This is a genomic window from Arthrobacter sp. SLBN-122, from assembly GCF_006715165.1.
Classification (GTDB): Bacteria; Actinomycetota; Actinomycetes; order Actinomycetales; family Micrococcaceae; genus Arthrobacter.
Genome location: NZ_VFMS01000001.1, coordinates 3,349,117 through 3,372,251, shown reverse-complemented (window position 1 = coordinate 3,372,251; position 23,135 = coordinate 3,349,117). Strand labels below are relative to the sequence as shown.

Annotated in this window: 20 protein-coding genes; 11 read left to right on the top strand and 9 right to left on the bottom strand. The window is 67.5% G+C overall.

Features of this window, described 5'->3' with window-relative positions:
* Positions 1 to 2 precede the first annotated feature (2 nt).
* Both FBY36_RS15560 and FBY36_RS15555 read left to right on the top strand, forming a co-directional pair.
* The gene (locus tag FBY36_RS15560) at positions 3 to 440 is read left to right on the top strand and encodes a YybH family protein (RefSeq protein ID WP_142120824.1); all 438 of its coding nucleotides are present in this window, start codon (positions 3 to 5) and stop codon (positions 438 to 440) included.
* 99 nt (positions 441 to 539) lie between these two features.
* Entirely contained in the window at positions 540 to 1,271 is a 732-nt protein-coding gene (locus FBY36_RS15555; protein WP_142120822.1) for a glutamine amidotransferase, read from the top strand.
* 169 nt (positions 1,272 to 1,440) lie between these two features.
* Here the strand turns inward: FBY36_RS15555 and FBY36_RS15550 are convergent, their stop codons facing one another.
* The gene (locus FBY36_RS15550) at positions 1,441 to 2,850 is read right to left on the bottom strand and encodes an MFS transporter (protein WP_142120820.1); all 1,410 of its coding nucleotides are present in this window, start codon (positions 2,848 to 2,850) and stop codon (positions 1,441 to 1,443) included.
* Between the two features lie 277 nt (positions 2,851 to 3,127).
* Between FBY36_RS15550 and FBY36_RS15545 the strand changes: the two genes are divergently transcribed.
* From FBY36_RS15545 to FBY36_RS15535, 3 genes are read left to right on the top strand one after another with little or no spacing between them, the layout of a single operon-like run.
* Positions 3,128 to 4,540 (top strand): MFS transporter, encoded by a 1,413-nt coding sequence (locus FBY36_RS15545; protein WP_142120818.1) that lies wholly within the window; start codon positions 3,128 to 3,130, stop codon positions 4,538 to 4,540.
* 1 nt (position 4,541) lies between these two features.
* Entirely contained in the window at positions 4,542 to 6,749 is a 2,208-nt protein-coding gene (locus FBY36_RS15540) for a molybdopterin oxidoreductase family protein (protein ID WP_142120816.1), read from the top strand.
* Positions 6,746 to 8,308, top strand: coding sequence for an FAD-dependent oxidoreductase (locus FBY36_RS15535; RefSeq protein WP_142120814.1), 1,563 nt, complete (start codon positions 6,746 to 6,748; stop codon positions 8,306 to 8,308). The genes FBY36_RS15540 and FBY36_RS15535 overlap by 4 nt, the downstream gene beginning before the upstream one ends.
* A gap of 40 nt (positions 8,309 to 8,348) precedes the next feature.
* Here FBY36_RS15535 and FBY36_RS15530 read toward each other — a convergent pair whose 3' ends face one another.
* From FBY36_RS15530 to FBY36_RS15500, 7 genes are all read right to left on the bottom strand, one after another.
* On the bottom strand, positions 8,349 to 8,597 hold the full coding sequence (locus FBY36_RS15530) for a hypothetical protein (RefSeq protein WP_142120812.1): 249 nt from the start codon (positions 8,595 to 8,597) through the stop codon (positions 8,349 to 8,351).
* Positions 8,598 to 8,735: 138 nt separating this feature from the next.
* On the bottom strand, positions 8,736 to 9,122 hold the full coding sequence (locus FBY36_RS15525; RefSeq protein ID WP_235008858.1) for a hypothetical protein: 387 nt from the start codon (positions 9,120 to 9,122) through the stop codon (positions 8,736 to 8,738).
* A gap of 5 nt (positions 9,123 to 9,127) precedes the next feature.
* On the bottom strand, positions 9,128 to 10,651 hold the full coding sequence (locus FBY36_RS15520) for a radical SAM protein (RefSeq protein WP_442858247.1): 1,524 nt from the start codon (positions 10,649 to 10,651) through the stop codon (positions 9,128 to 9,130).
* Positions 10,652 to 10,730: 79 nt separating this feature from the next.
* Positions 10,731 to 11,078 carry a hypothetical protein gene (locus tag FBY36_RS15515; protein ID WP_142120808.1) on the bottom strand — a complete coding sequence of 116 codons (348 nt, stop codon included), beginning with the start codon at positions 11,076 to 11,078 and terminating at the stop codon, positions 10,731 to 10,733.
* A gap of 1 nt (position 11,079) precedes the next feature.
* A complete protein-coding gene (locus FBY36_RS21030) occupies positions 11,080 to 11,208 on the bottom strand; it encodes a hypothetical protein (protein WP_268815558.1) in 129 nt (42 codons plus the stop codon).
* A 218-nt stretch (positions 11,209 to 11,426) separates the two neighbouring features.
* The gene (locus FBY36_RS15505) at positions 11,427 to 12,185 is read right to left on the bottom strand and encodes a prolipoprotein diacylglyceryl transferase (RefSeq protein ID WP_142120804.1); all 759 of its coding nucleotides are present in this window, start codon (positions 12,183 to 12,185) and stop codon (positions 11,427 to 11,429) included.
* 66 nt (positions 12,186 to 12,251) lie between these two features.
* Positions 12,252 to 13,667, bottom strand: coding sequence for an NAD(P)H-quinone dehydrogenase (locus FBY36_RS15500; protein ID WP_142120802.1), 1,416 nt, complete (start codon positions 13,665 to 13,667; stop codon positions 12,252 to 12,254).
* A 103-nt stretch (positions 13,668 to 13,770) separates the two neighbouring features.
* Between FBY36_RS15500 and FBY36_RS15495 the strand changes: the two genes are divergently transcribed.
* Together FBY36_RS15495 and FBY36_RS15490 are read left to right on the top strand one after the other, a co-directional pair.
* The gene (locus FBY36_RS15495) at positions 13,771 to 14,589 is read left to right on the top strand and encodes a purine-nucleoside phosphorylase (protein WP_142120800.1); all 819 of its coding nucleotides are present in this window, start codon (positions 13,771 to 13,773) and stop codon (positions 14,587 to 14,589) included.
* Positions 14,590 to 14,645: 56 nt separating this feature from the next.
* Positions 14,646 to 16,394: a phospho-sugar mutase gene (locus FBY36_RS15490; protein WP_200830515.1), complete on the top strand. Its 1,749-nt coding sequence runs from the start codon at positions 14,646 to 14,648 to the stop codon at positions 16,392 to 16,394.
* A 72-nt stretch (positions 16,395 to 16,466) separates the two neighbouring features.
* On the opposite strand, the gene nirD is transcribed toward FBY36_RS15490, so the two are convergent.
* A complete protein-coding gene (gene nirD / locus FBY36_RS15485; RefSeq protein WP_142120796.1) occupies positions 16,467 to 16,847 on the bottom strand; it encodes a nitrite reductase small subunit NirD in 381 nt (126 codons plus the stop codon).
* A gap of 258 nt (positions 16,848 to 17,105) precedes the next feature.
* Here nirD and nirB point away from each other — a divergent pair, with 258 nt between their 5' ends.
* The 4 genes from nirB to FBY36_RS15465 all read left to right on the top strand — a co-directional run bounded on the left by nirB (position 17,106) and on the right by FBY36_RS15465 (position 23,073).
* Positions 17,106 to 19,748: a nitrite reductase large subunit NirB gene (gene nirB, locus FBY36_RS15480; protein WP_142120794.1), complete on the top strand. Its 2,643-nt coding sequence runs from the start codon at positions 17,106 to 17,108 to the stop codon at positions 19,746 to 19,748.
* Between the two features lie 2 nt (positions 19,749 to 19,750).
* Entirely contained in the window at positions 19,751 to 20,782 is a 1,032-nt protein-coding gene (gene cobA, locus FBY36_RS15475; RefSeq protein WP_142120793.1) for a uroporphyrinogen-III C-methyltransferase, read from the top strand.
* Between the two features lie 14 nt (positions 20,783 to 20,796).
* Positions 20,797 to 21,978, top strand: a complete 1,182-nt coding sequence (locus FBY36_RS15470) for a uroporphyrinogen-III synthase (protein ID WP_142120791.1) — start codon at positions 20,797 to 20,799, stop codon at positions 21,976 to 21,978.
* A gap of 225 nt (positions 21,979 to 22,203) precedes the next feature.
* Positions 22,204 to 23,073, top strand: coding sequence for an FAD-dependent oxidoreductase (locus FBY36_RS15465; RefSeq protein ID WP_142120788.1), 870 nt, complete (start codon positions 22,204 to 22,206; stop codon positions 23,071 to 23,073).
* Positions 23,074 to 23,135 lie beyond the last annotated feature (62 nt).

The window sequence follows — 23,135 nt, the reverse complement described above, 5'->3', positions numbered from 1 at the left end:
CCATGCTCGCACCAAGCTTCCAGGAAGAAGTGGACCGCTACCACCAGGCGGTTCCCGAAATCACCCAGGGCGACCCTGGCCCCATCAAGGAGCTCTACTCGCGCCTTGACGACGTCACCCTGGCCAATCCGTTCGGCGGCATAGCCCGCGGCTGGGCCCAGGTGGAGGCCCGGCTGGACCAGGCTGCCCGGCAGTTCCGCGACGGCGAGATGCTGGGCTTCGATACCGTCACCTCCTATACCGCCCGCGACACCGCCTACCTGGTGGAAACCGAGCACTTCCGGGCACGGCTGGACGGGGCAGCCGCCACCGAGGAGTTCGCGCTTCGCGTGACCAGTATCTTCCGCCGCGAGGAAGGGTATTGGAAGCTTGTGCACCGCCACGCCGACCCCGCAGCGCGGCCGCAGTCCCGCCGGTCGCTGACCCAGCCCGCCGGCTGAGCCGGTGCTGGCCGGGGGCGCCGGCTGAGCCGGTGCTGGCCGGGGGCGCCGGCTGAGCCGGTGCTGGCCGGGGGCGCCGACAGGATGCAGACTTAGCTCATGCTGCCTTTCCTGCTCCTCGCCTCCCGCGCGGAAGACGCCGCCGCGGAGGACGAATACGCCGCCTACCTGAGGTACGGCGGCCTGGAGGAACGGGAGCTGCGCCGGGTCCGGCTTGAGGCCGCTCCCCTGCCAGCACTGGATCTTTCGGAGTTCTCCGGCGTCATCGTGGGCGGCAGCCCGTTCACCTCCAGCGACCCGCCGGAGCAGAAGAGCCTGGTCCAGCAGCGCGTGGAGCGGGAGTTGTCAGGCCTCCTGGACCAGCTGATGGCCAGTGACTTCCCGTTCCTGGGCGCCTGCTACGGGGTAGGCACGCTGGGTAGGCACCAGGGCGCCGTCATCGACCGGACCTACGGCGAGCCGCTGGGCGCCGTGGAGATCGAACTGACCGACGCCGGGCTCCAGGATCCCCTGCTGCAGGGCATGCCGCGGACCTTCACGGCCTTTACCGGACACAAGGAGGCCGTCAGTTCGCTGCCACCGCATGCGGTGCTGCTTGCGAGCTCAGTCACCTGCCCGGTCCACATGTTCCGCATCAAGACCAATCTCTACGCCACCCAGTTCCACCCGGAGCTGGACGCCGACGGCCTGGTGACGCGGATCGACATCTACCGGCACGCCGGATACTTCCCTCCGGAATCCGCGGAGGAACTGATGGACAACGCCCGAAGGTTCACCGTCACCGAACCCATGACCGTGCTGAAGAACTTTGTGGCCCACTACGCCCGCTGAACCCCATGCCTGCAAAAACCCACGCGCCCCAAGCCGAGCCAGCCCGCCGTCGCGCATTCCTGCCCGGTTGCCTCCGCCACCCAAAGCAAATGCCCGGCACCATCCCTGACATTGCAGGGACGGCGCCGGGCACCTCAGCCACCAACTGGGCTGGAATGCACACGAGGCGTCAGGCCACGTTGTTCTCGTAGTCCAGGTCGCGCGTTTCGCGGGTGAGGAACAGCGCTACCAGGGTGAGCACCGCCATGGCCGTCAGGTAGACGCCCACCAGGACGGGGCTGCCTTTGGCCGTTTCCCAGAGGGCCACGGCGATGAACGGAGCCACGGCCGCACCCAGGATGCTGGAGAAGTTGTAGCTGATGGCCGAGCCGGTGTACCGGACGTTCGTGGGGAACAGCTCCGGCAGCAGCGCTCCCATCGGCCCGAAGGTCAGGCCCATCAGGGAGAAGCCAAGGATCAGCAGGCCCATGGTGCCCACGAAGCCGCCGCTGAACAGCGGCACGAACAGCAGGCCGAACACGAAGATGCCCCCAGTGACGGCCAGGAGCATCTTACGCCGACCGTACTTCTCGGCCAGGGGTCCGGACACAAGGGTGAAGATGCCGAAGAAGACGACGCCGGCAATCAGCATCCAGAGGAAGTCGTTGCGGCTGTAGCCAAGGCCGGGAACGAACGCGGCAGCTGCGGCTTCCGTCATGGGCTTTCCGGCCTTCTCGGCGGCAGCCTTGGCACCCTCTAAGGTGGGCTTGGTGCCGTAGGTCAGCGTGAACGTGGTCATCAGGTAAAACAGCACGTAGGTGGCCAGCATGATGAACGTGCCCAGGATCAGCTGGCGCCAGCTCGTCTTGAAGACGCGCCCCAGCGGAAGCTTGGCTACCTCGTTGGATTCCACCACCTTGGTGAAGGCAGGGGTTTCAATGAGCTTGAGACGCACATACAGGCCAATGATCACCATGATGGCGCTGAGCAGGAACGGCACGCGCCAGCCCCATGCTGCGAAGGCCTCCGGGGTCAGCGTGTAGCTGGCCACCAGGAAGATGACGTTGGCGATGATGAAGCCGATCGGGGCTCCGAGCTGCGGGAAGGTGCCGTAGATGGCGCGCTTGTTGGCGGGTGCGTTCTCGGTGGCCAGCAGGGCCGCGCCGCTCCACTCGCCGCCGAGGGCCAGGCCCTGGGCGAAGCGCATGACCACCAGCAGGGCCGGTGCCCAGAACTCCCAGCCTTCCACCTTTGCGGTGGGCAGGCAGCCGATGAGGAAGGTGGCAATGCCCATGGTCAGCAGCGACGCAACAAGGGTTCCCTTGCGGCCGAACTTATCCCCGAAGTGCCCGAAGACGATCGAGCCGAGGGGGCGGGCAATGAAGGCCACGCCGAAGACGGCGAAGGAGCTCAGCAGCTGGGTGGTTTCGTTCACATTCGGGAAGAAAAGCTTCGGGAACACGAGCACGGCGGCCGTGGCATAGACGTAGAAGTCGTAGAACTCCACTGTGGTGCCGATCAGGCTGGCCACGATGACGCGGCCTCGGGAGTTCACCGGCTGGTGCGAACCAGGCACCTTGGTGATATCGGTGGATGACATAGGTAAACGCTTTCATGGACCGGCCGGGCGCAGGCAAGGCTGCCTCCCGGCTCGAATAGTTAGAGTTCGATCTTACTTCGCCGCGTCCAGTCAATGGACGAAACGTCCACTATGCGGACCGCTGTTGCGTGTCCCACATTCCGGGCGGGAAGGACAGCCTCACGCTGCCCCGGCCAGCCGGATAGGCAAAAGTCACAGCGCGTTAACAAACATCGACCGTCCGCGAAACGCGCCGTCCCTACCTTGGAGGAACAACATCCCCCGAAGGAGGTAACCCGTGACTGTTGACCGCACTGTCGATGCCGGCGTACAGCCCGGCTCTACCCGCACCACAGACACCCTTGCCCTTGAGTTCCGCCCCGGCCGCTGGATCGCCAACTGGGATGCCGAGAACAAGGAACAATGGGAAACCGCTGGCCGCACCATCGCCCGCCGCAACCTGAACTGGTCCATCTTCGCCGAATTCCTCGGCTTTGTCGTCTGGCAACTGTGGTCCATCGTGGTGGTCCAGCTTCCCGCCGCCGGCTTCACCTTCTCCACCTCGGAAATCTTCTGGCTCATCTCGATGCCAAGCCTCGTGGGCGCCACCCTTCGCATCCCGTACACCTTCATGGTGCCCCGCTTCGGCGGCCGCAACTGGACCATCGTGTCCGCCCTGCTGCTGCTGATCCCCTCCACCGGCCTGGCCCTGTGTGTCTCCAACCCGGAGACTCCGTTCGGCGTCATGCTGCTCGTGGCCGCCCTCGCCGGCTTCGGCGGCGGCAACTTCGCCAGCTCCATGGCGAACATCACCTTCTTCTACCCGGCCCGCGAAAAGGGCTGGGCGCTGGGCCTGAACGCCGCCGGCGGAAACCTGGGCGCCGCCGTCGCACAGCTTGCCGTTCCCATCGTGATCACCCTGCTGGCCGCCGGCACCGTCAACCTGCCCATGGCCGGCTGGATGTGGGTTCCCTTCATCCTTCTCGCGGCGTTCGGCGCCTTCAAATACATGAACAACCTCACCAGCGCCAAGGGTGACGTGGCCGGCTCGGTCGCGGCACTCAAGGAACCGCACCTGTGGATCATGGCGCTGCTGTACATCGGTACTTTCGGCTCCTTCATCGGCTTTGCCGGTGTATTCCCCAAGCTGATCAAGGACTACTTCCCCGCGTTCTCCTCCATCGGAGTAGGCACCGTAGCCCTGTCCCTTGCGTTCCTGGGCCCTCTGGTGGGCTCGCTGGCCCGCCCCTACGGCGGACGCATGGCGGACCGGATGGGCGGGGCCCGGATGACCGTGGCTGCCTTCGCTTCCATGGCCGTCATCACGCTCACCATGATCTGGACCCTGCCGTTGAAGAACTTCTGGCTCTTCCTGGTCCTCTTCCTGATGCTGTTCACCGCCAGCGGCTTTGGAAACGGCGCCACGTACCGGATGATTCCGGTCATCTTCGCCACCTCCAGCCGGGCCGCACGCAGGGGCGCCAGCTCGGTGGCCACCCAGCGCCTGGCGTCCTCGGCCCTCGGGCTGATCTCCGCAATCGGCGCGTACGGCGGCTTCGTCATTCCCCAGGTCCTGAACGCCTCCAGCACCGCCAGCGGCTCCTACACCCCCGCATTCTACGGATTCGTTGGCGCCTACGTGCTGATGCTGCTGGTCTGCTGGACCTGCTACATCCGCAACGCCGGCCGGAACGCGATGGGACACGTCTAACATGACCACAAGCGCCGACACGCACTGCCCTTACTGCGCCCTGCAGTGCGCCATGACGCTCACGTCCCCTGCGGACCTGGCCCCGGCTGCCCAGCCGGGGCCAGGCTCCGCGCCTGCACTTCCCTCCGCGCCTGCACTGGAGGTTGCAGGCCGGGACTTCCCCACCAACCGCGGCGGCCTGTGCCGCAAAGGCTGGACCTCCCCCGCCCTCCTGAACCACGCCGGCCGGATCACCGAACCGCTCCTGAAAGGTGCCGACGGCGTACACCGGCCCATCAGCTGGGACCGTGCCCTGGACCTCGCCGCGCAGGCCGTGAAGGACGCCCGCGCACGCTACGGCGCGGACGCCGTCGGCGTTTTCGGTGGCGGTGGCCTCACCAATGAGAAGGCCTACATGCTGGGCAAGTTTGCCCGCCTGGCCCTCGGCACCTCCCGCATCGACTACAACGGCCGGTTCTGCATGTCCTCCGCCGCCGCCGCAGGAATGCGTGCTTTCGGCGTGGACCGTGGCCTGCCGTTCCCGCTCGAAGCCCTGGACACCGCCAGCACCATCCTGATGCTCGGTTCGAACGTTGCCGAGACCATGCCTCCGTTCGTGCAGCACCTGCGCGGAGCCCGCGACGCAAGCGGACTGGTGGTGGTTGACCCCCGCCGTTCGGCTACGGCAGCTTTCACGGCCGACGGCGGAGGCCTCCACCTCCAGCCCCTGCCGGGCACCGACCTCACCCTGCTGCTGGGCCTGTCCCACGTGGTCATCCACGAGAACCTGGTGGACACCGCCTATGTCCAGGAGCGCACCTCGGGCTACAGCGCCGTAGTCCGCAGCGTCAACGCCTTCTGGCCCGAACGCGTCCAGTCGTTGACCGGCGTCCCCGCGGACCTGATCCGCCAGACCGCCCGCATGCTCGCCGCGGGGGCACGGGAAGGCGGGAGCTACATCCTCACCGGGCGCGGTGTGGAACAGCATGTGGACGGCACCGACACCGCAACCGCCGCCATCAACCTCAGCCTCCTCCTGGGCCTTCCCGGCGCGGCCCGCAGCGGGTACGGAACCCTCACCGGCCAGGGCAACGGCCAGGGCGGCCGCGAGCACGGCCAGAAGGCGGACCAACTCCCGGGCTACCGCAAGATCACCGATCCCGCCGCCCGCGCGCACGTCGCCGCGGTCTGGGGCGTTCCTGAGGAGACCATCCCCGGACCGGGCCTGCCCGCCGTACAGCTGCTGAAGTCATTGGGAAAGCCCGACGGCGTCCGGTGCCTTTTCGTGCACGCCTCCAATATTGCGGTGGCAGCACCGGACGCGAACGCCGTGATCGAGGGGTTGCGGAGCCTGGACTTCCTGGTGGTCTGCGACTTCTTCATGTCCGAAACCGCCGCCGAGGCGGACCTGATCCTCCCCGTGCTGCAGTGGGCGGAAGAGGACGGGACCTTGACCAACCTGGAGGGACGGGTCCTGCGCCGCCGCCGCGCCATCTCCCCTCCCGCCGGCGCCCGCAGCGAGCTGTGGATCATGGCCCGCCTCGCCGCGCGGCTTGACGCCCCGTCCACCTACAGCGAGGATCCGGAAACAGTTTTCGAGGAACTGCGCCGTGCCTCCGCAGGGGGCCTGGCCGACTACTCGGGCATCGACTACGCCATGCTGGACCGCGGCGAGGCCGCCTACTGGCCCTACCCGGCCGGCAGCTCTGGAACGCCCCGGCTGTTCGCGGATGGCTTCGCGCACCCCGACGGGAAGGCGCTGATGGTCCCGGTGGTGCCACGCCGGCGTCGCACTTCCGCCAACGACGCCGCCGCGTCAGTGGATCCCGCCGGCAAAGCCATGATCCTCATCACCGGCCGGCTCCTGGAGCATTACCAGTCCGGCGCCCAGACCCGGCGGGTGACCGAACTCATCGCCGCCCAGCCTGAAGCCAGAGTGCAGATCCATCCCTCTGCCGCAGACGCCATGGGCATCGCCGCAGGATCCCCGGTCTCCGTGGCAAACGGGCGCGGTGAGGTGGTCTGCCGGGCGGAGCTCAGCACTGCCATCCGTCCCGAGACGGTCTTCCTGCCCTTCCACTTCCCTGGCGCGGAAAGCGCAAACCGCCTCACCGAAGCCGCCACCGATCCCATCTCCGGGATGCCCGAATTCAAATTCAACACCGTGTGGGTCCGGCCCGTGGCCACCCCCGATTCCGCCCGCACGCTGCAAACGACGGAGGCCTCATGAGCGAGCAGATTGTCATCGTGGGATTCGGCCCCGTGGCTGCCAGGCTGGTGGACGAGCTCCTCCCTGCCGTGCGTGCAGGGCAGGTCAAGCTCACTGTGCTCGGCGAGGAAACCGAGGCCGCCTACAACCGCGTCCTCGTGGCCGACCTCGGCGTTGGCCGGACCACCGCTGACGCACTGGCCCTTGCCGATGCCGCCGAACTGGCGGCGGAGGGCGTGGAGGTCCGGCTGGGTGTGCGGGTCAAGCGCGTGGACAGGGCCCGGCAGCAGGTCCTGCTCGCCGGCGGCGCACCCGTGCACTACGACCGGCTGGTGTTTGCCACCGGGTCCCGGCCCGTCATCCCGAACCTGACCGGAATCAACCCGGATCCGGCCTCGCCCGTGCTTCCCGCGGGTGTCACAGCGCTGCGGGACCTCCGCGACGCCGCTGTCCTGCGGCAGGCGGTGGACGGCGGCAAGCGGGTGGTGGTCCTGGGCGGCGGCGTCCTGGGCCTGGAAACGGCGCTGGCCGCCGCGGAGGAAGGCGCCACCGTCACCGTGGTCCATAACGGGCCGCACCCCCTGGGCCGGAGCATCGACCGCGGCGGCGGAGGCGTCCTGGCTGCCGGACTCCGCCGCTGCGGTGTCCGCGTGGCGGGGAACGCCCGCTCCACCGGCGTTGAGCACAACGCTCCCGACGGCGGTTTCTCCGCTTTGCTGCTGGACGACGGGCAGGCGATTGACGGCGAACTCCTGGTCATCTCGTGCGGGGTGCGTCCCCGCACCGAGCTGGCCGATGGCTGCGGGCTTTCCACCGGGACCGGGATCCTGGTGGACCACCGCCTGCGGGCGCACCACGAACCGCACATCTTTGCCATCGGTGACTGCGCCGAGGTCCGCTGCCCGGATCCCGGCTGCGGCGCGTGCCGGAACTCCACCGGGCCGTCCGGGCTGGTGGGCCCGGGCTGGCGGCAGGCTGAGTGGCTGGCGGGCTATCTCACGCTGCTGGCCGCCGGCGAGGCGGAGGAGGCGGAACTGCTGCCCGCCCTGCCGCCTGAACAGCCCGGCGTCGTGGTCCTGAAGGCCCGTGGCATGAACATGGCCGTGGCCGGGAACAATGCCGCCGATCCCTGGGATGAGGAAGCGCTCACGGCCGGGGCAGCCAACGGCAGGGCCCGCCTGCAGGTGGCCCAGTGGGCTGACCCCGAGCATGGCCGGTACGTCAAGATGACCACGCGCGGCGGAGTGCTCGAAGGCCTGGTGGCGGTGGGGATGCCCCGCACCGCCTCAGAACTGGTAGGACTCTTTGAACGGGGCGCCGAACTGCCTGCCGACCGCTCGCTCCTCCTCCGCCTGGACGGGCCGGACCAGCTGCCCGCCACCGCCGCAGCAGACCCGGCCGTGACCGTATGCCGGTGCGCCGGTGTCAGCGGGGCTGCCATCCAGGGAGCGGTGGAGGAAGGGTGTTCCACGGTGGCGGACGTCTCCAAGTCCACGCGCGCCGGCACCGGATGCGGCGGCTGCCACGAGGACATCAAGGGCTTGATTGAACGGCATTTCCAGGCCGTGCCGGCAGCCTGATCCGGCCCTGCACAGGATCGGCAGGACCCGCCGCCGCTTTCTAGGCCGTACGTGCCGGATCAAGCTCCCCGTTGGCCACGGCCTCGGCGTAGTGGGTCAGGTCCGGACCCGGCTGGAAGTCCACGAACTGGTCCTTCAACTTTTCAAACAGGAATTTATACACCTGGTCCTTGTCCGATCCGGACAGCGACGACGCCGCTTCGCGGACGGCCTCCTGCAGGGCCCGGTCGGCGTCCAGCAGGATCTTTTCACGCGCCTGCTCGTTCCATTTCACATCCTGCAATTCCATGGGCTTCTCCTCGCTTTGACCGGTCATAAAGGTACGGCCGGGAACTTCGTTGGAAATTCCCGGCCCTGCCTCGTTCGAGTCTATGCAGGTGCCCGGGCGGCGGTCCAGCCCCCAGGACACCCCGCCCGCAGGGCCTGTTCACACCCCGAACATACGTCCCGTGAGCAGGTAGATTCCGTAGACGCCGGAGGCCAGGAGGACAGCCAGATAAGCCAGCACCAGCCGCGTATCGCGCAGGTAGCACTTGGACTTCGTCAGTCCACGTCGCCGCGCCTTCCAATATCCGATGAACCCTATGGCTGCAAAGACGGACAGCGCCAAGGGGCCCGCGAGCCACCCCAGCAGGGCAATTGTGGCGAAGATGCACAGGCGCAGGGGGTCAAAAGGCGCTTCTTGGGTGCTGCCAGGGACGGAACCCGGTGGGGCCGTGGGTGCTTCAGGAGTGGTGCCGTGCCTGCCGCCCAGCAGCTGTGAGGGCAGCGGCCCGGCGGCGATCCGCCTGGCATTGGACGCTGGGTCCATCATTCCTCCTAAACCTGACGCACCGGGAGCGGCCGGACACGCGTGGCCGTGCTCATGCGCTGCCTCGCCAGCGAAGGCCACGCCTGCACTGCGCAGAACGGAGCGCACTGGTGGGCGCCGGCGTCGCTCTTGGTTCCTACGTGGACGCAGCATTGGGTGAGCCGCTCCTCGATCATCGTGGAGATGTCCATGAAGGGTTTGACCATGATCCGGGTGACCCGTTCCGCGAGGAGCCTGCGCAGGCGTTGTTGCTGGCCAGGGAGCTTGCCTGCCGCCAAGGTGGTCAGCGTGCCGATGCCCAAGTCGCACTGGGAGCAGATGTTCTTCCAGAGGTCCATGGTGCGTGGGTGGGACAGCGACGCCTGCTCGCTCAGCAGGTCCAGCAGTGAGGTTTTCATCAGGTTCCGCAGCTCCAGCGGGATGGAGCTGTCAGCGATCCGGTTCGCAAGGCTGTCAGGGTTGAGCTCCAGCCAGGTGAGCAGCTGATCGTGACCGATCAATGATGTCAGGGACCTCCAGACTCCCGCGTCGTCCTTCAGCATATAGCCCACTGAGGCGCAGTGCGGGTGGGAGCAGGGCAATGCCGTCAGGTCGTGCCAGGACACCACACCGTTGGTCTGCTCAGCCAACCTCTCCAGGACGCCGGTATGGGTGAGCCGGTCCAAGGGGTCGATGCCGTGTCCGCGTCCTGAACCGAAGACGGGCTGCAGCGCCACCCCGCCAATAAAGGGAGTCTCCAGGGCACGCATCACCACGGCGCCCACTTCGCCGTCGTTCACGCCAAGGGATGCCGTCATGGTCAGCGTGGTGAAGATGCCCGCTTCCGACAAGCGGGAGATTGCCGCATCTTTGAAGCGGGTCAAATCTCCGCCGCGGTGGTAAATCGACGATTGCCTGGAGGGACCGTCGTATTGGAGGTACACCTCCACCCTGTCCCTGTGCCGTGCCAGCAAGGCGAGGAGGTCGTCATCAGTGGCAATCAGCATGCCATTGCTGTTCACCATGATCCGGACGATCGGCCGGGAAACGAGTTCGTCCAGCAGTTCGGCAAGATAGGGGTACAGCGTAGGTTCACCGCCGGAGAGCATCAGCACATCCAGCCGGTTGTTCTCCCGGGCCAAGCGGGTGTCCACGTTGTCGAGCACCTCCTGAAGCGGTGCGACTCCCTGCAGTTGCGGGCCCGACGCCGTAAAGCAGGTGGGGCAGCGCAGGTTGCAGTGCTCGATGATGTCCTGGAGGAGGATGCAGGTGTGTTGCGTCTGCATGGCCGGAAGCCCGAAGGCATAGGCCTCGGGGACAGCGCGGAAATTGTCGGTCTGGTCAGGGATGTGCTGCTTCGTGGGCGCCTGCCACTTCTCCAGGTAGCGCAGGATTTCCGCCGACTCGTCGTACAGCGTGCGGACCAGGCCATGGTCCGGGCAGCCGCGTTCGAGCCACACACGACCTTCACGGACAAGCAACGCCCCGGACAGCCGCCGGACCTCGCTGAGTGGAGGGTTGGTTTCGTGGCATTGGGGGCAGAAAGCGGTCACATAACGATGGATCCTGTCACCGCGCAGCGGCTGGCCTGGCCCTGGCAACTGTTGAGTCCTCATGATTCTGCACCCTTCTTCAAATTCCGGCCTGTGTAAGGGCACCCACGCAAAGTCCCCCGCCGAGCAACGTGAAAACGCCGAGCCCAATCAGTAAGCCCGCCCCGGTGCGTGACGTGCGGGGATTAACGGCAAGAACAATGGCCAGCCCCAGATAGACGGCGATCGGGACGAAGGCGGCCGGCCCGGCAAAGATGCTGGTTGCCCATGCATTCGGTGCTCCGATGCCGACTGCTGCCCCAAGGTAGAGGATGTACAGGGCCAGAGCGCCGAAAACGGCTCCGGACCCCAGATAGCCACCCCGGTTTTCCCGCTTCTGCCCGCTCCCCTGCTCCCTTGGTGGCGGAACCGGCTGGTCGTCGTTCATGTCAGGCCCGGGCCTGGGCCAGGTAGGCGACGCAGAGTCCGCCGCCGAGCAGTGTGAAGATCCCCAGCCCGATCAGCAGGCCCGCACCCAACCCGGATGTGCGTGGCCGGACCGTCAGCACAACGGCCACCACCAAATACGCGGCGATTGGGATGAACGTTCTGGGCCCGGTAAGGAAGGTCCTGTATCCCTCGTTCGGAGCGATGCCACTTGTTGTCCCGAAATAAAGGGCATAAAGGGCCGGAGCCCCTAACACGATTCCGAGCACTATGAGACCGAGTCCTGGTTCAGGGCGCGGTTCTTCTCCCCGGGACGGCGGGATACTGGGAAAGTCAGCCGGGTCCTCACTCATGCTGCGGTTCCTTCCATCTCACGGCGGAGTGATGGGCCGAAGACACGCCGGACCCGCCATACCAGGAGGGGCAAAACCGCCAGCAGGAACCATTGGGGCCGGCTCATCCCCAGCCAGAGCACCTCGTTGCCCCGGACGAATTCGACGACGAACCTGAAGAGGGCATAGGCGCTGACGAAGCAGATAAAGAGGTCGCCAGGGTGGGGCAGGCGGTCCCGGCAGCGCCACATCAGGGCAAAGGCCGCGAGGTGGAAGACAATCTCGTAGGCGAACGACGGATGAAGTCCCACCCCGGCCTGGGCCCCGGTCAGCGCGGCCTGCGCCGGAGTGAGGAACACTCCCCAGGCTCCCCCGGTCGGCGTTCCGGGGAGCTCTGTTAGAAGGCAGCCGATGCGCCCGATGATGAGCGCCAGGGCTACTGCCGGGGCCAGCAGGTCACCCGTCGGCTGCCGGTAACCGGTCAATCGTTTGGCCAGGAGGACGCCGAACCAGGCTCCTACCAGCCCGGCGAGGATGCTGCGGTCGCCATTGCCCCACCAGTCAGCCAGTGAAACCTGGCGGGAGATGTCCCAGGTAAGCACCCGGGAACCGATGGCGCCGAAAGCAACGGCAAAACCGGCAATGGGCCACAACCGGGGATCGGCAAGCCCGCGGCGGCGCTTCTCGTAAGCGTAGAACAGCAGGGCTGCGAGGATTCCCAGCCCGACGAAGCCGGCATGTACCAGCCCGTTTCCCGCGAAGGGAAGCCCGATCATGAGCAGAGTGTAGCAACGGGTTGCCCGTGGAATGCGGGCCCTTCGGCCCTTACATGGGCGGGTGCCCTACATGTGGACGTGCAGGCGGCGGGCGGCCTCGGAGATGGATCCGGTCAGCGACGGGTAGACCGTGAAGGTGCTGGCGAGGTCGTCCACATGCAGCTTTTGCTTGACCGCGATGGAGATCGGGAATATCAGTTCGGAGGCGTTGGGGCCCACCACCACGCCGCCGATCACCGTGCCGGAGCCCTTGCGCGCGAAGATCTTGACGAACCCGTCCTTGGCGTTGCGCATCTTGGCGCGGGCGTTGCTGCGTAGGGAGAGCTTGACGACGTCTGCCTGGTACTTGCCGGACTCGATGTCTGCTTCGGAGATGCCCACGTTCGCGATTTCGGGCGAGGTGAAGATGTTGGATGCCACCTGGTGGAGCTTGAGGGGGGTGACGACATCGCCCATGAAGTGCGCCACGGCGATGCGGCCCTGCATGGCGGCCACGGAGGCCAGTGGCAGGACGCCGGTGCAGTCACCGGCGGCGTAGATGTTCGGGGCGGTGGTGCGGGAAACACCGTCCACCTTGATGTGGCCGCTTTCGCTGACGGCCACGCCGGCCTCCTCGAGGCCCAGGCCTGCCGTGTTGGGGATGGACCCGAGGCAGAGCAGGCAGTGGCTGCCGGTCACCGTGGAGCCGTCGGAAAGCGTTACCAGTACGCCATCGTCCGTGCGTTCCACGGTCTGGGCGCGGGAGCGGGACAGGACCCGGACCCCGCGGCGTTCGAAGACTTCCTCCAGGACGACGGCGGCGTCAACGTCGGAGCCGGGCAGCACCCGGTCGCGGCTGGACACCAGGGTGACCTTGGAACCCAGGCCGTTGTAGGCGGAGGCGAACTCCGCACCAGTGACGCCGGACCCCACCACGATAAGTTCCTCGGGCAGTTCGTCCAGGTTGTAGATCTGGGTCCAGTTCAGGATCCGCTCGCCGTCGGGGCGGGCCGTCTCCAGCTCGCGGGGGTGCGCGCCCACGGCCAGCAGGATGGTGTCCGCTTCAACAGTCTCCGTACCGTCCACCGTCAGGACCTCGATGGTGTGGTTGTCCAGGAGCCGGCCGGAACCGGCAATGATCCGCACGCCCAGCTTCTCCAGACCGTCGCGGATGTCGTGGGACTGGTTGCGGGCCAGGTTGAGGAGCCGGTCGTTGATGTGCTTGAGGTCGGCGCGCATCACCGGCACGAAGTCGCCGCCATCGACGTCGAATTTCACGCCCAGCTCTCCGGCCTCGGCCACGCGGGTCATCAGGTCGGCCGTGGCAATGAGGGTCTTGGAGGGAACCACATCGGTCAGCACGGCCGATCCACCCAGGCCCGCGCGTTCGATGATGGTGACCGTCGCCCCGAGCGAGGCGGCCACCATGGCGGCTTCGTATCCGCCGGGGCCACCTCCCAGGATTGCGATCCGGGGGGAACTGAAATCTGGATGCGTAGTCACAGTCATCCATTCTCGCCCATTTGCCGCTGACCACCAAGAAAACAGGGCCCTGCCCGGGCCAGCCGTGACGGGGGCAACACGGGCGGCACGATAACTTGTACTGGTGAGTACAACAGACTTCCTGAACACGGACCCGTTTGCCGCTGCCCGCGCCGCAGCGGACTACATCGCCGAAGAGACAGGCGTGGACCGGCACGACACCGCCCTGGTCCTCGGCTCCGGGTGGGGCGAGGCCGCGGACCTCATCGGCGAGACCACCGCCACCCTGTCCGCCGAAGAAGTTCCCGGCTTCCACGCCCCCGCCGTGGAGGGCCACGTGGGCACCATCCGCTCCATCCTCACCCCCTCGGGAAAGCGGGCACTGGTGCTGGGCGCCCGCACGCACTACTACGAGGGCAGGGGTGTCCGGGCGGTGGTCCACGGAATCCGGACCGCGGCGGCCACCGGGTGCGGCACCCTGGTCCTCACCAACGGCTGCGGCGGACTCAACGAGGACTGGGCCCCCGGCACCCCGGTACTGATCAGGGACCACATCAACCTCACCGCGGCATCCCCTTTGGAGGGCGCCACGTTCGTGGACCTGACAGACCTGTACTCGCCCCGGATCCGCGGCCTGGCCCGCGAGGTGGACCCCAGTCTGGCGGAGGGCGTGTACGCCCAGTTCCCCGGCCCGCACTACGAGACCCCGGCCGAAGTGCAGTACGCCAAGCGCATCGGTGCCGACCTCATCGGCATGTCCACGGCGCTGGAAGCCATCGCCGGGCGGCACGCCGGCATGGAAGTGTTTGGTATTTCGCTGGTCACCAACCTCGCCGCCGGCATCAGCCCACAGCCCTTAAGCCACCAGGAAGTGATCGAATCCGGCCGCGCGGCGGGCCCGCGCATCTCCAGGCTGCTCGCCGATATCATCGCCCGGCTCTAACGCTCGCGGCGCCCGGGTGCGTCACGGGACCGGGCAATGACGATAGCGTTATGCCCATGACGTCTTCCGATGCCGAACTTCGCCTGCTCACCGAGGCCCGCGAATGGGCTGCCCAAGACCCGGATCCCGCAACGAAGGCGTCGCTCCTTGAGCTTGTCCGCCTTGTTGAGGACGGCGATCCGGTGGCCCGGCAGGAACTGGAAGACAGCTTCCGCGGCACCCTGCAGTTCGGCACGGCCGGGCTGCGCGCCGCACTGGGCCCGGGGCCGAACCGGATGAACCGGGTGGTGGTGCGCCGCGCCGCCGCAGGACTCGCCGCTTTCCTGCTGGACGCAGTGGCCAAGGCTGCGCCGGGCACCCGGCCGCGCGCCGTCGTCGGCTATGACGCCCGGCATAACTCCGACGCCTTCGCGGCCGAAACGGCTGCGATCTTCACGGCCGCCGGCATCGAGACCTTCCTGCTCCCGGCACCCCTCCCCACTCCCCTGCTGGCCTACGCTGTCCGGGCCCTGGATTGCGACGGCGGCGTCATGGTAACCGCCAGCCACAACCCGCCGCAGGACAACGGCTACAAGGTGTACCTGGGCCGGCATGCCGTGGCGGCGGACGGTGACGGCGCCCAGATCGTGGCGCCCTACGATGCGGAAATCGCCGCGCGGATCAGCGTCGTGGGACCGCTGGAATCCATCACGCTGGCACAGGGCGGCTGGACCGTCCTGGACGGCTCGCTGGCGGCTGGGTATGAGCGGGCGACGGCGGCACTCACCATGCCGGACCGCTTCCCTGCCCGCGACCTGAGGATCGTCCTCACCCCGCTGCACGGCGTCGGCGGCGACACTGCACTGGATGTCCTGAAGGCGGCAGGTTTCACAGATGTCACCGTGGTGGCCGAACAGGCCGAACCGGACCCCGATTTTCCCACCGTCAGCTTCCCCAACCCCGAGGAACCCGGGGCCCTGGACCTTGCCCTCGAAACGGCCGCGCAGCTGGACGCCGATATCGTCATCGCCAATGACCCGGACGCAGACAGGGCCGCCGTGGCGGCGAAGGACCCCGACACCGGTTTGTGGCGGATGCTCCGGGGCGACGAAGTGGGTTCCCTGCTGGGCGCCCACGTGGTGACGCGGCTCTCCGACGGCCAGGCCGGCGCGGAGGCTGACGGCCGCGGCGTCTTTGCCAATTCGATTGTTTCGTCACGGCTGCTGGCCCGCATCGCCGCCGCGGCCGGCTTCGCCCACGAGGAAACGCTGACCGGGTTCAAGTGGATCTCCCGCGTTCCCGGGCTGGTCTACGGCTACGAGGAGGCGCTGGGGTACTGCGTGGCCCCGGAACAGGTGAAGGACAAGGACGGCATTTCGGCCGCCGTCCTGATCGCCGAACTCGCCGCCGCCGCCAAGGCCGCAGGCAAGACCGTGTTCGACACCCTGGATGAGCTGTACCTCCAGCACGGCCTGCACGCCAGCGACCAGTTGAGCATCAGGGTTGCGGACCTGGGGCTTTTGGACGCCATGATGAACCGCCTGCGGGTTTCGCCGCCGGAATCGTTCGGACAGTCAGCAGTGGAGGTCTTCACGGACCTGGCCGAGGGCAGTGCCCAGTTGCCGCCCACCGAAGGGCTGCTCTACATCACCCGCAACCTGACCCGCGTGATTATCCGGCCCAGCGGCACCGAGCCCAAGCTGAAGTGCTACCTGGAGGTTATCCACCAGGCAGGCTCCGCCGCGGAGTTGCCGGCAGCGCGCCAGGCCGCACGTGCCTCACTGGATGAGGTACTGCATGACGTCAGCGAGGCACTGGGTCTTTAACACTCCTGGGTTAAAGCCCAAAGGGGCGCCAGGGCCGCTAACGGACCCCGCGCCCCTTAAAGAGTGCAGGTGCTACAGCTGTACCTCGACGAAGCCGTCGATGACGCGGGTGCCGAATGCTGCCAGCCGCAGGCCGGGAGTGGTGAAGCATTCGCCGGTCTCAAGGTCGTAGACCTCCTTGTGCAGCGGGGAGGCGATGGTGGGCCGGGTGCCCTTGGAACCAAGGATTCCGCGTGCCATGACGTGGGCCCCGGTGGCCGGATCCTCATGTGCCACGGCGAAGACTTCGGCCGGACCGGTGCGGAAAAGTGCCACCTGCCGGCCTGCCACCAGGGCGGCCTCGCCCCAGGCCGGTTCGAGGTCCTCCACCGTGCAGACACGGTGCCAGCCGGTATGGAATCCAGCGAGGTCTGATTCGGCGGCGAGCGCCCCAAGTTCCAGTGTTGCCGTCATGTCCGGCTCCTTTCCCTGTGCCTGTTGTCCGTGCAGCCGCTGCGTTTGCGGCCGGGTCCCACGCTAGGCTCCGGGTGTTTCAACAGGGTGCGGCGAATGTGTCCGGCGCGTAAAAGAGACCTAACCCGGCCGGAAATGCGTTCGTGATGCAGAAGTTAAGTTGGCGAAACAATTGGGAAACTGAGGCGAAACTGCCCCTCCCTAGGCTGGAGGCACAAGCTGCAGAGCACCGTCTGCGGCCCATGCGAAAGGCCCACAGTGACCGAACAGACTTCAAGCACAGAGACTCCGCGCCGCATCGTCGTCGCCGGCGGCGGCCCAGCGGCCCACCGTTTTGCGGACGCCATGCATGCCCGCGGCCTCGATGGCTGGCATGTCACGGTCCTCACCGAAGAAGCCCACCTCCCCTACGACCGGGTTGCACTCTCCAAGGCGCTGACCGATACCGGGGTGGACCTCACCCTGGGAACGGCTTCGATGTGGGACCACGGCTCCCTGGTCCTGAAGACCGGCGAGCGCGTGGTGAAGATCGATGCAGGCGCGAAGACGGTGCAAACTGCTGCGGGAAACGCCTACGAATATGACGAGCTTGTGGTGGCCACCGGCTCGGACGCCGTCCGCCTGCCCATCCCCGGCGCCGGACACGCCCACGTCTACCGCACCCTTGAAGATGTGTGGGCCATCAACAAGGCCATCGCGGAACTCACTGCCAGGCTGGGACGCAAGGTCAACGCCGTCACCATCGGCGGCGGCCTTCTGGGGCTCGAATCGGCCGCCGGCACCGAGCAGCTCGGCGCCACCCCCGTTGTCATCAACGGGGCGCCGTGGCTGATGAACACCCAGCTGGACGAGGGCGCCGGCCAGGCCCTGGGCCGCCTCATCGAGGCGAAGGGCTTCGAAGTGCACGGCGGCGTGTTCCCTTCAGAGATTCTGACGGACGACGACGGCCAGGTCACCGGAGTGCTGATGGCGGACGAGCGCATCATCCCGGCCGACCTGGTGATCGTCGCGGTCGGCGTCAAGCCCCGCGACGAGCTCTTCCGCACCGCCGACGGCGAAGACCAGCTTTTCAGCCTGGGCCAGCGCGGCGGCGTGGTCATCAACGACTACTGCGCCACTGAGGTGGATGGCATCTGGGCCATCGGTGAAGTGGCCAACTACGGCGGGATGTGCCTGGGCCTGGTGGCCCCCGCCAACACCATGGCGGAAATCGTCGCCGACCGCCTCCACGGCGGCGACGCCACCTTCCCGGGTTTCGACACCGCCACCAAGCTGAAGCTTTCCGGCGTTGACGTGGCCAGCTTCGGCGACGCCTTCGCCCGCACCGAACACGCCCTGGAAATCGTCTACGCCGATCCCGCCCGCGGCGTCTACCAGAAGATCGTGACGACGGACGACGCCAAGACCCTCCTGGGCGGCATCTTCGTCGGCGACGCCTCCCCTTATATGAGCCTGCGCCCCCTTCTGGGCCGTGAACTTCCAGCAGAGCCCGGCGCGTTCCTGAGTGCGGCCGGCGGCGGCGAGGCCCCCGAAACCGAACTCCCCGACGACGCCACCCTCTGCTCCTGCAACAACGTCACCGCCGGCAGCATCCGCGACGCCATCAACGGCTGCGGTGCCTGCGAGGGCAACGCCCCGGTCCAGGAACTGGGCGAGCTGAAAGGCTGCACCCGGGCCGGTACCCAGTGCGGTTCCTGCGTCCCCATGCTGAAGAAGCTGCTGGAAACCGAGCTGACCAAGTCCGGCGTCGAGGTCTCCAAGGCCCTCTGCGAGCACATCGAACTGTCCCGACAGGAACTGTTCGACGCCATCCGCGTCCTGGAACTGACCTCCTTCGAAGAGATCATGGCCAAGTACGGCAGCGGCGCCGGCTGCGACATCTGCAAGCCCACCATCGCCAACATCCTGGCCAGCCAGAACAGCGCCTACGTCCTGGATGCCGGCCGGGGCACCCTGCAGGACACCAACGACCGCGCCCTTGCGAACATGCAGAAGGACGGCACCTACTCCGTGGTCCCCCGCATCGCCGGCGGCGAGATCACCCCCAGGAAGCTTGGCGTCATCGCCGCCGTGGCCGAGAAGTACGGCCTGTACACCAAGATCACCGGCGGCCAGCGGATCGACATGTTCGGCGCCCGGCTGGAGCAGCTGCCGGAGATCTGGAAGGAGCTGGTGGACGCCGGCTTCGAGTCCGGCCAGGCCTACGGCAAGAGCCTGCGCACGGTGAAGTCCTGCGTCGGGTCCACCTGGTGCCGCTTCGGCGTCCAGGATTCGGTGGCCATGGCCATCCAGCTGGAACTGCGGTACCGCGGCCTGCGCAGCCCGCACAAGCTCAAGATGGGCGTGTCCGGGTGTGCCCGTGAATGTGCCGAGGCCCGTGGCAAGGACGTGGGCGTGATCGCCACCGCCGACGGCTGGAACCTGTATGTGGGCGGCAACGGCGGGGCCACCCCGGCCCACGCCCAGCTCCTGGCCAAGGACCTGGACGATGAAACTCTCATCAAGTACATCGACCGCTACTTCATGTACTACATCCGCACCGCGGACCGCCTGCAGCGCACGGCCCGGTGGCAGGAGGAGCTCGACGGCGGCATCAAGCACGTTGAGGACGTGGTGGTCAAGGACACCCTGGGCATCGCCGCGGACCTCGAAGCCGCCATGGCCAAGCACGTGGACACCTACGTCGACGAATGGGCAGACACCCTCAAGGACCCGGAGCGGCTGCGCCGGTTCCGCTCGTTCGTCAATGCACCGGACCAGAAGGACGACTCCATCACGTTAGTCCCGGATGAGCGCGGCCAGATGCGCCCGGCCACAGCCGAGGAAAAAGGGAAGGTCCTGATCGGCGCGTCCATCCCGGTCCGTCCCGCCACCGCCGAAACCATCGGAAACGAGGCATAGCCATGCAGCTCAGTATCGACCTCACCGGCCGGAACGTCCTGGTGGCCGGCAGCCCCGCTGCCGCGCGGCAGGCGGTGCGGCGGTACGAAGCCGCAGGCGCCGCCGTGCACCGCCTGGGCAGCCCCGCCGAGGCCCGGTTCGTCCACCTGCCGGAGCGGCTGTTCCTGGTTGCCGCCGTCGAGGACGGACAGCCCGGCTGGGACGCCTTCCTGGAACGCTGCCGGAACACCGGCATTCCCGTCGCTGCCGAGCCGGCCGCCGGTCCCGCCGGGCACGTCACCCTGGTGGGCGGCGGCCCCGGCACCGGGGATCTGCTCACTGTGGCAGCCGTCAAGGCGCTCCGCGATGCCGACGTCGTGTTCTATGACCGCCTGGCACCGTACCAGGAACTGCCGCTGCTGACGTCCGCGGAACTGGTGGACGTCGGAAAGAAACCCGGGCACCACAAAGTCAGCCAGGCGGACATCGAAAAGCTGATGGTGGAAAGCGCGCTGGCCGGAAACAACGTGGTCCGCCTCAAGGGCGGCGACCCCTACGTCTTTGGCCGCGGCGGGGAGGAAGTTGCCGCCTGCATGGCCGCGGGCCTCAAGGTCCAGGTAGTTTCCGGCGTCACCAGTGCCATTTCGGTTCCCGCCGCCGCCGGCATCCCGGTAACGCACCGCGAGGTCAGCCGCATGTTCACCGTGGTCTCCGGGCACGCGCCGCTGACCGAGAAGGAGCACCACCACCTGGCCGGCCTGGGCGGGACCATCGTGGTGCTCATGGGCATCGGCACCCTCCACCAGCTGGCGGCCGGTTTACGCCGCGCCGGCATGCGCCCGGACATGCCCATGGCCGTGGTGGAACGCGGCTACCGGCCCGGCCAGCGCACCACCATCGCAGACCTCGGCACCATCACCTCCGCCGCTGCCGGATGCAGCAACCCGGCAGTGCTGGTCATCGGCGAGGTGGTCCGGGTGGCTGAAGCCAACCGGAACCACGCCGCTGCGGCCGCAGACCTGGACAGGCTTGCGGCCTCGCTGCTGGGATCATGAAAGGATTGACCCCCATGACTGCACTTGCACCGGCTGAACCGGCCCAAGCTGAACCAACGCAGGCCGAACCGACTGCGCAGGCCGGCGAAACCACCGATGCCGCGGAGTCACCGCTTGAGGGGTTCCGCATCGGCGTCACCTCGGACCGGCGGTCGCGTGATCTGATCGAGGCCCTGGAGCGCCGTGGGGCTGAGGTGCTGCATGCGCCGGCGCTGAAGATCGCCCCTGTGCAGGAGGACATCAGGCTCATCGAGGACACCAAGGCCATCATCGCCGCCAAGCCGGACCTGTGCATCGCCACCACTGCCTACGGCATGCGCCGGTGGTGCGAAGCCGCGGACTCCTTCGGCATCGGCGACGAGCTGCTGGAAACGCTCGGGAGCACCCGCATGTTCGTCCGGGGACCCAAAGCCCGCGGTGCGGTGCGCGCGGCCGGCCTTGCCGACGTCGGAATCAGCAGCGACGAAACCACCTCCACGCTGGTGGACATGCTGCTCACCGAAGGCGTGCGCGGCAAGACCGTTGCCATGCAGCTGCACGGCTACACGGATGTGCGCCAGATCGAGCGCTTGAGGATGTCCGGCGCCACCGTCCTCACTGTCACTCCTTACCGCTGGGTTAAGCCGGACGGCGAGGACAAGCTGCCGCGGCTGATCGAGGCCGTCTGCAGCGGGAACCTGGACGTCCTGACCTTCACCAGCGCCCCGGCAGTGGACGCCATGTGGAGCACCGCCCATGAGATGGGCCTTTACAAACAGCTGGTGGAGAGCCTGAAGCTGAACGTCACCACCGCCGTGGTGGGTCCCGTGACCGCGCAGCCCCTCCTGGACGCGGGCCTGAGCCCGCTGATCCCGGAACGGTTCCGGATGGGCGCCCTCATCCGGCTGGTGTGCGAGCACCTGGCGCTGAACCATGTCCGCCGGCTGGATACCCGCTCGGGGAACATCGAGCTTCGCGGCCGCAGCCTGCGGGTCGACGGCCAGGCCGTGGAACTGGCGCCCGCTCCCCTGCTGCTCCTGCGTGCCCTGCTGGGTGCCGGCGGCGCTGTCCTGTCCCGTGAATCACTCTCCGACCTGCTGGAACTCCGTGGCTCCGTGCACGCGCTGGACATGACCGTGAGCAGGCTGCGTTCATCGCTGCCGGACGGCAAACTCATTGAAACGGTGGTCAAGCGGGGGTACCGGATCCGCGTCTAAGTGTCGGTGGGCGGGCCGCCCGGGGCGCTGGACACGGGGAATTGTGTCCGGCGCCGGATGGATGAGAGATGCATCACGGGTTCTGTTACCGGCCGGTAAATACTGGCGAACACGGGCCCGCGAAACAGCAATGGACGGGTAACACAACCGAAAAAGCACACCCCTACGCTGGGTTCCATCACGAAGATCCGGCCGGTTCCCGGCCACCAGCGAAAGGGCCAGCACATGTCCGCTCCGGCACCCTCAACGTCCACCTCCACCGCTACCCGCATCGTCATCGCCGGCGCCGGCCCCGCCGCCCAGGCCCTGGTGGCACAATTGGACCGCGCACGGTTCAACGGCACCATCACGGTGCTGAGCAACCGCGACGACACCCCGGAAGAGCTGCTGGAGCTGGCCATGCTGCCCCAGGTCTCCGTGCGCTTCGGCCAGCCGGCCAGCCACATCGACGCCGCCAAGCGCACCGTTGCAACGGCGGATGGCATGGAATTCGCCTACGACCAACTGGTGATTGCCACCGGTTCGGCCCCCGTGGCCAGCCCGGTGGACGGTGCCGCGCAGTGCCTGAGCTATGCCACGATCGATGACGCGCCGCGCATCGCCAAGGACGTGCAGAAGGTTGCCCGGGAGCTGGGCCGGCGCCCCGTGGGGATCCTGGTGGGCACCGGGGCCGCGGCCGGGCAAGCCGAGGCGGTCCTGCGGGCAAAGGGCGTACGTCCCATCCGAACTACCGCCAGGCCGAGCGCCGTCATCCCTGCAGTCGTTTCCGGCTCAGCTTCCAGCGTGGCCGCATCGGCGGTGGTCTTCGAAGACGGCAGCAGCATGACCGGCGACCTGGTGGTCCTGGCCGAGGAGCGGGTCTCCCGGGACGGCCTCGCTGCCAGCGCGGGCCTGCGGACCGCTCCGGGCGGCGGCATCGAGATCAGCCGCGACTACCGGACGTCCGTCCCGGGAATCTGGGCCATCGGTGACGCAGCAGCGTTCGACGGCGTGCGGCTGGGACTGCTGGTGGCAGCGGCCTCCGCGGCCGGTGCCTGCGCCACTCAGCTGCTGTCCGCGTCGTCGGCGGCACCGGTCCTGCAGGCGGCTGCCTGAGCGGGCGCCTCCGGCGCGGTGCGCTGTGACAAGATGGTTCCCGAAACCGAGTCAACGCCGGG